At 69.7% G+C, this 12,092-nt stretch carries 14 protein-coding genes; 10 read left to right on the top strand and 4 right to left on the bottom strand.

From position 1 onward, the window contains the following. Window positions 1-117: 117 nt before the first annotated feature. From ACZ6SA_RS07340 to ACZ6SA_RS07315, 6 genes are all read left to right on the top strand, one after another. Complete coding sequence (locus ACZ6SA_RS07340) at window positions 118-1,281, top strand: acetoin utilization protein AcuC (RefSeq protein ID WP_347648331.1); 1,164 nt, start codon at window positions 118-120, stop codon at window positions 1,279-1,281. A gap of 15 nt (window positions 1,282-1,296) precedes the next feature. Further along, window positions 1,297-2,085 (top strand): phosphatase, encoded by a 789-nt coding sequence (locus ACZ6SA_RS07335; protein WP_347648332.1) that lies wholly within the window; start codon window positions 1,297-1,299, stop codon window positions 2,083-2,085. A 306-nt stretch (window positions 2,086-2,391) separates the two neighbouring features. Continuing rightward, window positions 2,392-2,595 carry a helix-turn-helix domain-containing protein gene (locus tag ACZ6SA_RS07330; RefSeq protein ID WP_026214222.1) on the top strand — a complete coding sequence of 68 codons (204 nt, stop codon included), beginning with the start codon at window positions 2,392-2,394 and terminating at the stop codon, window positions 2,593-2,595. A 172-nt stretch (window positions 2,596-2,767) separates the two neighbouring features. Next, a complete protein-coding gene (locus ACZ6SA_RS07325; protein ID WP_018654693.1) occupies window positions 2,768-2,866 on the top strand; it encodes a 30S ribosomal protein bS22 in 99 nt (32 codons plus the stop codon). A gap of 24 nt (window positions 2,867-2,890) precedes the next feature. Beyond that, the gene (locus ACZ6SA_RS07320) at window positions 2,891-3,886 is read left to right on the top strand and encodes an NAD-dependent epimerase/dehydratase family protein (protein WP_347648333.1); all 996 of its coding nucleotides are present in this window, start codon (window positions 2,891-2,893) and stop codon (window positions 3,884-3,886) included. After that, complete coding sequence (locus ACZ6SA_RS07315) at window positions 3,883-4,785, top strand: lysophospholipid acyltransferase family protein (protein WP_465827034.1); 903 nt, start codon at window positions 3,883-3,885, stop codon at window positions 4,783-4,785. Before ACZ6SA_RS07320 ends, ACZ6SA_RS07315 begins: the two co-directional genes overlap by 4 nt. A gap of 100 nt (window positions 4,786-4,885) precedes the next feature. Here ACZ6SA_RS07315 and ACZ6SA_RS07310 read toward each other — a convergent pair whose 3' ends face one another. From ACZ6SA_RS07310 to ACZ6SA_RS07300, 3 genes are read right to left on the bottom strand one after another with little or no spacing between them, the layout of a single operon-like run. Continuing rightward, window positions 4,886-5,749 (bottom strand): HAD family hydrolase, encoded by an 864-nt coding sequence (locus ACZ6SA_RS07310; protein WP_246083048.1) that lies wholly within the window; start codon window positions 5,747-5,749, stop codon window positions 4,886-4,888. Between the two features lie 30 nt (window positions 5,750-5,779). Beyond that, a complete protein-coding gene (locus ACZ6SA_RS07305; RefSeq protein ID WP_465827033.1) occupies window positions 5,780-6,475 on the bottom strand; it encodes a DUF5667 domain-containing protein in 696 nt (231 codons plus the stop codon). A 59-nt stretch (window positions 6,476-6,534) separates the two neighbouring features. Then, on the bottom strand, window positions 6,535-7,173 hold the full coding sequence (locus tag ACZ6SA_RS07300) for a sigma-70 family RNA polymerase sigma factor (protein WP_347648335.1): 639 nt from the start codon (window positions 7,171-7,173) through the stop codon (window positions 6,535-6,537). A 239-nt stretch (window positions 7,174-7,412) separates the two neighbouring features. Between ACZ6SA_RS07300 and ACZ6SA_RS07295 the strand changes: the two genes are divergently transcribed. Then, on the top strand, window positions 7,413-8,858 hold the full coding sequence (locus ACZ6SA_RS07295; RefSeq protein WP_465827031.1) for a putative quinol monooxygenase: 1,446 nt from the start codon (window positions 7,413-7,415) through the stop codon (window positions 8,856-8,858). Here ACZ6SA_RS07295 and ACZ6SA_RS07290 read toward each other — a convergent pair. Beyond that, window positions 8,855-9,091 carry a glutaredoxin family protein gene (locus ACZ6SA_RS07290; protein ID WP_347776430.1) on the bottom strand — a complete coding sequence of 79 codons (237 nt, stop codon included), beginning with the start codon at window positions 9,089-9,091 and terminating at the stop codon, window positions 8,855-8,857. The two genes, ACZ6SA_RS07295 and ACZ6SA_RS07290, sit on opposite strands and share 4 nt — an antisense overlap. 138 nt (window positions 9,092-9,229) lie before the next feature. Here ACZ6SA_RS07290 and ACZ6SA_RS07285 point away from each other — a divergent pair, with 138 nt between their 5' ends. From ACZ6SA_RS07285 to hemC, 3 genes are read left to right on the top strand one after another with little or no spacing between them, the layout of a single operon-like run. After that, window positions 9,230-9,907 carry a redox-sensing transcriptional repressor Rex gene (locus tag ACZ6SA_RS07285; protein ID WP_347648338.1) on the top strand — a complete coding sequence of 226 codons (678 nt, stop codon included), beginning with the start codon at window positions 9,230-9,232 and terminating at the stop codon, window positions 9,905-9,907. Further along, window positions 9,904-11,160 carry a glutamyl-tRNA reductase gene (locus ACZ6SA_RS07280; RefSeq protein ID WP_443155702.1) on the top strand — a complete coding sequence of 419 codons (1,257 nt, stop codon included), beginning with the start codon at window positions 9,904-9,906 and terminating at the stop codon, window positions 11,158-11,160. Before ACZ6SA_RS07285 ends, ACZ6SA_RS07280 begins: the two co-directional genes overlap by 4 nt. Next, window positions 11,157-12,077: a hydroxymethylbilane synthase gene (gene hemC / locus ACZ6SA_RS07275; protein WP_347648340.1), complete on the top strand. Its 921-nt coding sequence runs from the start codon at window positions 11,157-11,159 to the stop codon at window positions 12,075-12,077. The genes ACZ6SA_RS07280 and hemC overlap by 4 nt, the downstream gene beginning before the upstream one ends. The last annotated feature ends 15 nt before the right edge of the window (window positions 12,078-12,092 follow it).

Raw genomic sequence — 12,092 nt, 5'->3', positions numbered from 1 at the left:
CACTAAGTCACGAATCGGTGCGGTCGCGGGGAGATGTCCACCGGATGAACCCGGGCTACAACGAGGTGTCTGCGCTGCGGTAACGTCGGCGGGACAGGGCGATCGCGGAGGGGTGGCATGAGCCGGTCGACACAGGTGATCTGGGACGACGCTCTCACCTCCTACGATTTCGGCCCCGGCCATCCGCTCGCCCCCGTGCGGGTCGAGCTGACCATGGCGCTCGCCCGCGAGCTCGGCGTCCTCGACAAGGTCGAGGTGGCCGGATGCGTGCCCGCCACCGACGACGAGCTGGCCATGGTCCACGAGCGCGACTACATCGAGGCCGTCAGGCGCGTGTCCGCCGACGGCCGGCCCGATCTCGGCGCCGGGCTCGGCACCACCGACAACCCCGCGTTCAAGGGCGTGCACGACGCCTCCGCGCTGATCGCCGGCGCCTCGCTGGCCGCCGCCCGCGCGGTCTGGGAGGGCTCGGCCGAGCACGCCGTCAACATCGCGGGCGGGCTGCATCACGCGATGCCCGCCACGGCCAGCGGGTTCTGCGTCTACAACGATCCCGCGCTGGCGATCGCGTGGCTGCTGCGCCAGGGTGCGGGCCGCATCGCGTACGTCGACGTGGACGTGCACCACGGCGACGGCGTGCAGGCGGCGTTCTACGACGACCCGAGGGTCCTGACGATCAGCCTGCACGAGAGCCCGCGCACGTTGTTCCCCGGCACCGGGTTCCCTCATGAGACCGGCGCCGACGGCACCGCCGTCAACGTGGCGCTCCCCGCCGGCTGCGGCGATCCCGGCTGGCTGCGGGCCTTCGACGCGGTCGTGCCGCCGCTGCTGCGCGAGTTCGGGCCGGAGATCCTGGTGACGCAGCACGGTTGCGACAGCCACGCGCTCGACCCGCTGGCCAACCTGATGCTCAGCCTCGACGGCCAGCGCACCGCCTACTCCGCCCTGCACCGCCTGGCTCACGAGACGGCGGGCGGCCGGTGGATCGCGACGGGCGGCGGCGGTTACGAGCTGGTGCAGGTGGTGCCGCGGGCGTGGACACATCTCATCGCGGAGCTGGCGGGCCATCCGATCGATCCGGCCACGCCGACGGGCGCGGAGTGGCGCCAGTTCGTACGCGATCGCACCGGCGAGACGGCGCCGCTGACCATGACCGACGGGCGCCATCCGGAATTCAACGACCTTTCCGGTGGTTATGACCCATCTGACCCCATTGACCGTGCGATCATGGCGACCCGAAACGCGGTCTTCCCCCTGCACGGGCTCGACCCCCTGCCCTGACGAGGAAGAAAAGCAGTGCTGAGCCGCGACGAACTCCGAGAGCACCTTGTCCAGAGCCGCATCGCCGGCGATGTCGCGACCTCCCGCGAGAACAACCTCGACCACTACAGTTCCCTGGCCAACGGCGATCCCTACTACATGCTGGGGCTCACGTTCGACCAGCCGTGGTCCTACCGCGACATCCTGGCGCTGATGGCGAAGTCCGCAGGCGTGGTCTCCGACCCGTCGCACCGCTGGGGCCAGGACACCATCGACCCCGACCTGACGATCGACGCGGTCGACGCCATGGCCGAGCGCGTCGCCGCCGTGCTGTCGCGGCCCTGCCCGTCCGTGTTGTTCGCCACCGGGCACCCGACCGGCCTGCTCGCCGTGCACCTGCCGCTGGCCAGGCTCTGCGCCGAGCGCGGCGCGCGGTTGCTGACCCCGGGGGAGGGCTGGACGTACTCCGGGTCGGGGTTCGCCCGGCCGCGGCAGATCCGCTATCTGCAGGGCGTCGCGATGCTCGACGACAAGGGCGGGTTCGTGCACACCCACGACGCCGACCCGATGCGCCACATGTTCTCCGAGCTTGACGGCGAGCTGCCCGATCTGGTTATCGCCGACCACGGCTGGGCAGGAGCGGCGGGAGAGGCAGGTGCGCCCACTGTGGGGTTCGCCGACAGCAATGACCCGGGGTTGTTCGTCGGTGAGGCTGAAGGGAAGATTGACGTAGTAGTGCCACTTGACGACAATGTGCTACCGCGATATTACGCTCCGTTGACGGAGCGGCTCGTCACTCTGGTCTCACGAGCCCTTCACGTCTAATTCGGTCCTCCCCATACCGTCTTTTCGCGCCTGCATTCCAAGAGGCTCGCCGTCCCTTTGCCAACTTTTGGCGGCGCTCCGGCGACTCTTATGTGTGGCAACTTGGACAGTTCCAACGTCCGGGTGAGGTGCTCGGCCCGGCTGCTGGCCAGCGATTTTGCTGGTTCGGCTGACAGGCGGCTCCGTTGACTGAGAAAATAGGGGGTTTGCGCACTCGGAGTCCCGACTTACGCTGACGGCAGTACACGTGCGTGAGCAATGGCACCAGTGGGGATAACCCGTAAACACGTGCGGAAGAGGCGTCCGATGGGTGCAGGCGAAAGACCTCTCAGTGAGGTGAAGTTCCTGACCGTTGCTGAAGTGGCCACGGTCATGAGGGTGTCCAAGATGACGGTGTACCGGCTCGTCCACTCTGGCGAGCTGCCGGCCATCCGAGTCGGCCGGTCGTTCAGGGTGCCTGAGCAGGCGGTACACGACTATCTGCGGGAGGCCTACATCGAGGCTGGTTAGCGTAGCGACGTGGACGACCATGTCGTGAGTGCTGTCGCGGGAGAGGCCCGGTCGCCATAAGACGCGACCGGGTGCTCACCCCCCAATGGGCGATCTACCGCCGATCGCCGGTAGTCTGTGAGCCGGTGTGCGCTCGCACTCCGTTCAGACTTAGTCACGACCTGGGGGTCCCGTGGGCTCTGTGATCAAGAAGCGCCGTAAGCGGATGGCGAAGAAGAAGCACCGCAAGCTGCTCAAGAAGACGCGCATCCAGCGGCGCAACAAGAAGTAACACCGACGCAGCTGCGAGGCGCTGATGACCCACACTGTGCTCGTCACCGGGGTCTCGCGCCACATAGGCGCCCGGGTGGCGAGCGAACTTGCCGCCGACCCGGACATCGGCCGTGTCATCGGAGTGGACACCGTGCCGCCCCCCTCGCTCACGCGAGACGGTGGCATCTCGCTCGGACGGACGGAGTTCGTCCGGGTGGATCTGCGCAGCCCTGACATCGCGCAGGTGATCGCGGCCGCGGACATCGGCACCGTTGTGCACATGAGCCTCGTCAGCGCTCCGTCAAGGAGCGGCGGCAGGGCCGCCATGAAAGAGCACAACGTCATCGGCACCATGCAACTGCTCGGTGCCTGCCAGCGGTCGGCGACCGTGCGGCGCGTGGTGGTCCGCTCCACCACCGCCGTCTACGGCTCGTCGCCGCGCGATCCGGCGGTGTTCACCGAGGACCTGGAGCCGCACGACGGCCCCAGCCACGGCTACGCCAAAGACGCGGTCGAGGTCGAGGGCTACGTCCGGGGTTTCGCGCGGCGCCGTCCTGACGTGACGGTGTCGCTGCTGCGCTTCGCCAACTTCATGGGTCCCGGCGTCGACTCGCCGTTGACGCGCTACTTCACCCAACCGGTGTTGCCGACCGTGCTCGGCTTCGACCCCCGGCTGCAGTTCGTCCACGAGGACGACGCGGTCGAGGTGTTGCGGCGGATGGCGACAGAGGATCACCCCGGCACGTTCAACGTGGCCGGGGTGGGCGTGTTGCTCCTGTCGCAGTGCACGAGAAGGGCGGGGCGGCCGTCGCTGCCGCTGCCCGCGCCCGCCTTCACGACGCTCGGCAGCGCCGCGCGCGGGCTCGGTCTGGTCGAATACTCGCCCGAGCAGCTCAGGCTGATGAGCCACGGACGGGCGGTCGACACCTCCAGGCTGGAGAACGAGCTCGGGTGGAGGCCCAAGTTCACGACCGCCGCGGCCTTCGACGACTTCCTGCGCTCGCGCCGCCTGCAGCCGTTCGGAGGTGCGCGGAGTTGAGCGTTCCCGACGAGGACGACGCTCGCGTCATCCCCATCAGCGCGGCGCCGTCCTACACCGGCGAGCCCGAGCCCCTGGCGAAGCTCCTGGCCTTCCTGCGCAGGCGCATCAGCGGCGACTACGACGTCGACGAGTTCGGCTACGACGCCGAGCTGACCGACAAGGTCGTCCTGGAGCTGATCAGGCCCCTCTACCACCACTGGTTCAGGGTGGAGACGGCCGAACTGAAGAACATCCCGGACGAGGGCGGCGCGCTCGTCGTCGCCAACCACTCCGGCACGCTGCCCGTCGACGCGCTGATGTTGCAGGTCGCCCTGCACGACGAGGCGGGCAGGGCGCTGCGGCTGCTCGGCGCCGACCTGGTCTACCAGCTGCCGCTGCTCAGCCACCTGTCCCGCAAGACGGGCCACACGCTGGCCTGCCGCGAGGACGCCGACCGGCTGCTGCGCAAGGGTGAGCTGGTCGGCGTGTTCCCCGAGGGGTTCAAGGGCGTCGGCAAGCCGTTCTCCGAGCGCTACAAACTGCAGCGGTTCGGCCGTGGCGGCTTCGTGGCCTCGGCCATCCGTGCCGGGGTGCCGATCGTGCCCACCGCGATCGTAGGGGCCGAGGAGATCTATCCCAAGCTCGGCGACCTGAAGTTCCTTGCCCGGCTGCTCGGCCTCCCCTACCTGCCGATCACGCCGTTCTTCCCGCTGCTCGGGCCGCTCGGCCTGGTGCCGCTGCCGTCGAAGTGGGTGATCGAGTTCGGCGAGCCGATCCGCACCGACGACTACGAGCCGTCGGCCGCCGACGATCCCATGCTGGTCTTCAACCTCACCGACCACGTGCGCGAGGTCATCCAGCAACTGCTCAACGAGCTGCGGTTGCGGCGCGGGCCGGCTTTCCCGCTCCTTCTCTGACCGCCCGGTCTCGCACGGGCGAGGGCGCCTATGCGCTGGCCGGCTCGAGCGGGTTGCGGCGAGCTCTCCGTGACCGGCCTTCCGCCGGGGGGACAGGTCGTCAGCCCTGCGTGCGGTAGTGCCTGCGCAGGGCGATGCCCGCGGCGACGCCGCCCGCCACGGCGCCCACGCCCGCGGCGATGGGCAGCGCCGTCAGCGTGGCCTTGCGGCCGGTCCTGAAGTCCCTGATCGGCCAGTCGTGCTTCTTGGCGTATTCGCGCAGTTCGCTGTCGGGGTTGATGGCCACGGCGCGCCCGACCAGCGACAACATCGGCAGGTCGTTGGCGGAGTCGCTGTAGGCCGTGCACTGGGTCAGGTCGAGCCCCTCCCTGCGCGCCAGCGCCCTGACCGCCTCCGCCTTGGCCGGGCCGTGGAGCAGGTCGCCGACCAGGCGCCCGGTGTAGACGCCGTTGCTCGACTCGGCGACCGTGCCGAGCGCGCCCGTCAGCCCGAGCCGCTGCGCGATGACCCTGGCCAGCTCGACGGGGGTGGCGGTGACCAGCCAGACCCGCTGGCCCGCGTCGAGGTGGCTCTGCGCGAGCGCCCGCGTGCCGCCCCAGATGCGGTCGGCCATGACCTCGTCGTAGATCTCCTCGCCGAGGCGTACGACGTCGTCGACCTTGGCGCCGGCGACGAACGCGAGCGCGGTCTCCCTGGCCACCGCGATGTGCTCGGGGTTCTCGTTGCCGCGCAGCCGGAACACCGCCTGCCCCACCGCGAACTTGAACAGGTCGGACGTGGTGAACAACCCCCGGGTGGCCAGTCCGCGGGCGAAGTGGTAGATCGAGGCGCCGCGCATCATCGTGTTGTCGACGTCGAAGAATGCCGCCGACTGGAGGTCGGGCTCGACCGGCGCGACGGTGACCGCTGCCTGTGCCGCGGCCTCGCCGGCGGCCTGGGGCTCCGTTTCGTGTCGTCGTCGCATTAGCCGCCACATGCGCTTCAGCTTATCGACCTACCCGGGGGCGACCAGACCTTTGATGTAGTCGAGGTAGCCCTCGGCCTGGGCCAGCTGATCCCGCTTGAGCTGCTGCAACATCGGCGCGACGACCTCCTGCTGGTGGCGGGCGAATTTTTTGATCTTCGGAGAGCGTGGTTCGGCCCGTCTCAGCCTGCTGATCCCCGCGCGCGTCGATTCCTCCATGTCCTTCAGCGTCCTGCCGACCAGCGGGCCGCCGTTGGACGAGCCGAGCAGGCTGGCGACCTCTTCCGCGCGGGCCTTGGCCGAGCGGAGCTCGCGCTCGCCGCGCGCGGCCTCGTTGGTGCTGAGCCCGACGAGAGCGCTCTCCGCGGCGCGCTTGAGAGGGTAGAGGGAGTCGCCGGGGACCGCCTGGTAGGTGGCGAAGGACGCGACCATCATGGCCGCCGCCAGTCCGAAGGCGGCCAGCTGCGACAGCAGCGGCCTCGGGCGCGCGGGCCGGCGGTGGGCGTGTCGTGGGCGGGCCGACCTCTCGGGCAGGAGTTCGCCGGTGATCGGCCCGGTGATCGGCCCGGTGATCGGCCCGGTGATGGGCGCGGTGGTCGGCCCTGTGACCAGCTCGGCGCGGAGCCGGTCGCGGAAGGCGGGGTCAGGGGCGCCGCCGAGAGGCAGCCTGGGCAGGTCCGTGAGATGCTCGAGCACGCGCTCCCGCCGTTCGCGTGCCCTACCCATGACGGCTCCCTTACGGATCCTGCTGTGACATTTGCCTAACGAGGTGCGGATGGTGGAGGTTACGCCAGGTCGTGCTTGAGAGCCCTGGCCAGCGCCCGGATGGCCCGAAACTGCAGCGCTTTGATCGCTCCGCTCTTCTTTCCCATGATGAGCGCGGTCTCCGCGAGCGACAGGCCGTGCAGGAAACGCAGGACCACGCATTCCTGCTGTTCGGGATTGAGATCCCGGACGGCACGCAGCACCCGGTCGTTGATGATGGCCGTGACCACGGCGTTCTCCGGAATGTGCGAGCCGTCGAGCGGGACATCGATCACTTCTCCCGTCGGCACCTCGAGCCGGTAGCGGCCGGACTTGAAGTGGTCGGTCACCAGGTTTCGCGCGATGGTCACGAGCCAGGCGCCGAAGTCGCGGCCCTGCCAGGTGAAGTCGGCGATTCTGCGCAGCGCGCGCAGGAAGGTCTCGCTGGTCAGGTCCTCGGCGAGGGGGTGGGAGCCCACCCGGAAATAGATGTAGCGGTAGACGAGGTCCACGTAGCGGTCGTAGAGCGTGCCAAACGACTCCGTGCAGCCGCTCTTGGCATGAAGCACCAGCGTACGTACGTCATCGGGCACTTCTTCGTGCACGGCGAGCTCGCCCGTCAGGGCAGGCGCGGCGCCCGCTGGCGCAAGCAGCCCGGCGAACGGCGACGAGTCAGGCATCCGGTATCCCTGGGGGTAAGGGGTGCGGCTGCTCGAACACTCTAGAAATCAACCGGAAATTCCACAATCCACAGCATGCTGGCATGACTAGGCGTAATCGGAAGATACCGTGTTACCGCGAACCCCCGCCGCCTGCGGCGCGCATCTCGCTGCCCGTGGCCCCCAAGGGCGGCCCGAGCAGGCACGTTTCGTCTACGGCTACCGGCTGGGAGGCATAGTCCGGCAGCATTGGAGTCACCATGGAGATCCTCGTTGCTGTCATAGCCCTTGCCGGTGCGCTCCTGGCCGCGTTCGCGGCGGGCGCCCTGATCCAACGCCTGAGGGACGAGCCGGACGGGTGGTTGATCGCCTGGACCGTCGCGGTGACCGCGCTCGCGCTGTCACTGGGCGTGATCGCCATCGGCTCCTTCTTCGGGTTCGGCAGCGTCACGTTCCGGATCTACCAGGTGACGGGGTCGTTGCTGGCCCCGCTCTGGCTGGCCGTCGGCATGGTGCAGCTGCTGGCGGAGAAGGCGCCGCCGAGATTCCTGTCCTGGTTGTTCGGCATCGCGCTCACCGTCGTCTCTGTCGCGATCATGATCTTCGACCCGCTCCGCGTCGAGCAGATGGGCCAGGCGCTGCCGTCGGGCTCGGCCGCCTGGGCGATCATCCCCAACTACCTGCTGACCGGCGTGCACGCCATCGACGCGCTGGTGATGCTGGCGATGCTCGTGGTCGCCGGGCTCAGGTGGCGCGACGGCGACGAGTACGACACCGACAACCTGCACGCCTCGGCCGTCATCGTCCCGTCAGGGCTGGCGCTCGTGGGCGCGATGCGGTTCTCGGTGCCCGCGATCTTCACCACGGCGCTGCTCGCCGTCGCCGCGGCGGCCGTCTGGTACACCGTGCTGCGGCCCCTGGCGCCGTACGAGGACGACGAGGACGATTTCGCCCCCGAGCGCGACGAGCGCCCGCCGCGCGGTGACGATCGCTCTCAGCGCCGCGACGTACGGGCACAGCACCGCGAGGAGCGGCCGGCGCCCGCGGTCCCGCCGGGGGAGCGCCCGATGTTCCGCGACGAGCAGCCGGGCCACCGGGGCCGGCCGGAGAGCGTGCCCGCCGCCGACCCGCCGCGCAGATCGTCGGGGCTGGGCGATCTGGTGGCCGAATATCGCGCGGGCGACCAGGAGGTCGACTACGCCGCCCGCATGGCGCCGCCGCCCGACGCCGGGCCCTCGACCGGCTACATCATGAACGGCGCGCCGCCCGCCGGCGCGTCGTCCCAGCGGCCCGACCTCGCCATGCCGGGCACGGGGTCGGTCTTTCCCGGCGCCGACGTGTTCACCCCGGCGCAGCAGCAGGCCGGCGGCAAGCCCTCGCCCAACATCTACGGCCTGCTCACCGTCTTCACGATCATGGACGGCGCGGGCGACGCGTTCGACATGCTGGCCGAGGCCACGGTCGAGGCGGTGCGCCGCGGCGAGCCCGACACGCTCGTCTACGCCTGCCACGCGGTCAAGTCGGCGCCCCTGCAGCGCATCGTCTACGAGCTCTATCGCGACGAGATCGCCTACCGCGACCACCAGCGCCAGCCGCACGTCGAGAGGTTCATCAACGAGCGGCAGGCGATGGTGCTGGCCACCAACGTCATCGAGCTCAACGTCAACGCCGCCAAGGTGGTGCCGCTGCCGACGGTGATGTTCTAGGCGCTGAGCGCGGCGCGCAGGCGGGTCTCGTCGACCCGCCAGAAGTCGTGCTGCACGCCGTCGATCAGCGTGACCGGGATCATCTCCCAGTATTTCTCCTTGAGCTCCTCGGAGGAGTCGATGCTGACCTCCTCCCACGGCACGCCGAGCTCGCCGGCCACTCTGGCGATGACCTCGCGCGCGTCGTCACACAGGTGGCAGCCGGGCTTGCCGAGCAGGGTGATGCGATGCATGAGGCCAACGGTATGCGAGACGTCCGCCACTCCGCGCCCGCGACTTTGTGCATCGGTTCACAAAGGGATTAACCTGAAAGACGGTTCGATTCCGTTCACCGCGGTCCCCAAGCCGCCTGTTCCCTGGAGCTCCGGCACGTGAAGAGCCCGTCCCAACCCCGTGACCGCGGCATTCCCGAGGCGACGGTCGCCAGGCTTCCGTTGTACCTGCGGGCGCTGCACGGGATGGCCGAGCGGGGCGTCGCGACCGTCAGCTCCGAGGATCTGGCCGGGGCCGCCGGGGTCAACTCCGCGAAGCTCCGCAAGGATTTGTCACATCTCGGTTCGTACGGCACGCGTGGCGTAGGCTATGAAGTCGAATACCTCGTCTACCAGATCTCGCGCGAGCTCGGCCTGACGCAAGACTGGGCGGTCGCGATCGTGGGAGTCGGCAACCTCGGGCGTGCGCTGGCCAACTACGGCGGCTTCGTCTCCAGGGGCTTTCGGGTCGCGGCGCTCGTCGATGCCGACCCCGAAGTCGTGGGCGACACCATCGCGGGATTGAATGTGGAGCACATCGACGACCTGGAAGCCGTGATCGTTCAGCGTGGAGTCTCGATCGTGGTTCTGGCGACACCTGCGGTGGCGGCGCAGAAGGTGTGTGATCGCGTGACAGCCGTGGGAGTGACCAGCATCTTGAATTTTGCCCCAGTTGTGCTTTCGGTCCCGGACGGCGTCGATGTCCGTAAAGTCGACCTATCAATCGAACTGCAGATTCTCGCGTTCCACGAGCAACGCAAGGCTGGGGGGCCACTCATGGCGGTGGACAGTCAATGAGTGTTCTGGCTATCGGACTCAGCCACCGGACGGCGCCGGTGGCCCTGCTCGAGCGCGTCTCGGTGACGGGTGACGCCCTCGCCAAGCTCCTGCACGACGTGCAGGGCGACCCCTGCGTGGCGGAGGCCATGGTCATCTCGACCTGCAACCGGGTCGAGGTCTACGTCACGGTCGACCGCTTCCACGCCGCCGTCACCGCCGTCAGCCGCCTGCTGGGCGTGCACTCGGGCGTCCCCGTCGAGGAGCTCACGCCACACCTCTACGTGCACTACGAGGAGCGGGCCGTCGAGCACCTGTTCTCCGTGGTGTGCGGCCTCGACTCCATGGTCGTCGGCGAGGGTCAGATCCTCGGCCAGGTCCGCCGCTCCCTCAAGCTGGCACAGCGCCGCGGCACCGTCGGCGCGACCCTCAACGAGCTGGTCCAGCAGGCGCTGCGGGTCGGCAAGCGGGCCCACCACGAGACCGGCATCGACCAGGCCGGCGCCTCCCTCGTCACCGCGGGCCTCACGCTGGCCGGCGACCTGGCCGGGCGGCGGGCGCTGGTGGTAGGCGCGGGCTCCATGAGCTCGCTGGCCGCCGCCACGCTGGCGCGGGCCGGGGTCACCGACATCGTCGTGGCCAACCGCACGTACGACCGCGGCGCCCGGCTGGCCGAGTCGGTCGGCGGCCGGGCGGTCGAGTTCTCCGCCGTGGCCGACGAGCTGGCCGGCGCCGACCTCGTCATCACCTGCACAGGCGCGGGCCGCCACGTCATCACGCCCGGCATGCTGACCCGGCCCGTGTTCCTGCTCGACCTGGCGCTGCCGCACGACATCGACCCCTCCGTACGCGCCGTGCCCGGCGTCACGCTGGTCGACCTGGAGACGATCCAGGACTCCGGCGTCGGCGCGCGCGAGGGCGACGCGGTCGAGTCCGTACGCGCCATCGTCGCCGAAGAGCTGCGGGCCTACCTCGACGCCGAGCGGGCCTCCAGGGTCACGCCGACCGTGGTGGCGCTGCGCAGCAAGGCGGCCGGCGTCGTCGAGTCGGAGCTCGGCCGGCTCCTCATGCGGATGCCCGACCTGGACGAGCGGGCGCGCGACGAGGTCGCCATGACCGTGCAGCGGGTCGTCGACAAGCTGCTCCACGAGCCGACCGTGCGCGTCAAGCGGCTCGCCACCTGCCCGGGCGGCGATCATTACGCCGAAGCGCTGCGCGAGCTGTTCGGCCTGGATCCGACGATGCCCGAGGCAGTGAGGGAGGTGGAGCTGTGACCTCGCTTCCGCACGCGTTGCGGCTGGGCACACGCCGCAGTCTCATGGCGACCACGCAGTCCCAGATGGTGGCCGACGCCTACATGGAGCGCACCGGCCGCGCGATCGAGCTGGTCGGCATCACGACCTTCGGCGACGTGACCAGGGCCCACCTCGCGCAGCTCGGCGGCACGGGCGTGTTCGTCAGCGCGCTGCGCGACAAGCTGATCGACGACGAGGTCGACTTCGCCGTCCACTCGCTGAAGGACCTGCCCACCACGCAGGACCCCCGCTTCACGCTGGCCGCGCTCCCCGCCCGCCACGACCACCGCGACGCGCTGGTCGGGCCGCGCAAGTTCGCCGATCTCGCCCCCGGAGCCAGGGTCGGCACCGGCTCCCCCCGCCGGGTCGCCATGCTGAGCGCCCTGCGGCCCGACCTCGAATACGTCCCGATCCGCGGCAACGCCGACACGCGCATCGGCAAGGTCACCTCCGGCGAGCTCGACGCCGTCGTGCTCGCCTCCGCCGGCCTGAACAGGATCGGCCGCGACGCGGAGGTCGCGCAGATCTTCGAGGTCGAGGAGCTGCTGCCCGCCCCCGGGCAGGGCGCGCTGGCGGTGGAGTGCCGCGCCGACCGCGCCGACCTGGTCGAATTCCTCGGCGTGCTCGACGACCCGCGCACCCGCTCCGCGGTGACGGCCGAGCGCGCCGTGCTGAACGCGCTCGAGGCCGGATGCTCCGCACCGGTGGGTGCGTTCGCGGCCGATGACGGGCACACTCTGAACCTGACCGCAGTGGTCGTCTCGCTCGACGGCCGCGAGGCGGTCCGCAAGTCCGCCGCCGGCTCACCTTCGGAGGCTGCTAACCTGGGCCGCCTCCTGGCGGCCGAGATGATCTCCGAAGGGGCCGACAGATTGATGGGGGAGCAGTCCCATTGAGCTCCGATAGTCCAA

This window comes from Nonomuraea sp. NPDC049378 (genome assembly GCF_055586745.1).
Note: the sequence above shows the minus strand (reverse complement) of the source record. Positions and strands in the feature narration are given on the sequence as shown.

Coding starts and splice junctions, on each gene's coding strand:
- ACZ6SA_RS07280 (WP_443155702.1), top strand. CDS start 9,904: ATGAGTGTTCTGGCTATCGGACTCAGCCACCGGACGGCGCCGGTGGCC.
- ACZ6SA_RS07340 (WP_347648331.1), top strand. CDS start 118: ATGAGCCGGTCGACACAGGTGATCTGGGACGACGCTCTCACCTCCTAC.
- ACZ6SA_RS07320 (WP_347648333.1), top strand. CDS start 2,891: ATGACCCACACTGTGCTCGTCACCGGGGTCTCGCGCCACATAGGCGCC.
- ACZ6SA_RS07290 (WP_347776430.1), bottom strand. CDS start 9,091: ATGCATCGCATCACCCTGCTCGGCAAGCCCGGCTGCCACCTGTGTGAC.
- ACZ6SA_RS07295 (WP_465827031.1), top strand. CDS start 7,413: ATGGAGATCCTCGTTGCTGTCATAGCCCTTGCCGGTGCGCTCCTGGCC.
- ACZ6SA_RS07300 (WP_347648335.1), bottom strand. CDS start 7,173: ATGCCTGACTCGTCGCCGTTCGCCGGGCTGCTTGCGCCAGCGGGCGCC.
- ACZ6SA_RS07330 (WP_026214222.1), top strand. CDS start 2,392: ATGGGTGCAGGCGAAAGACCTCTCAGTGAGGTGAAGTTCCTGACCGTT.
- ACZ6SA_RS07310 (WP_246083048.1), bottom strand. CDS start 5,749: ATGCGACGACGACACGAAACGGAGCCCCAGGCCGCCGGCGAGGCCGCG.
- ACZ6SA_RS07305 (WP_465827033.1), bottom strand. CDS start 6,475: ATGGGTAGGGCACGCGAACGGCGGGAGCGCGTGCTCGAGCATCTCACG.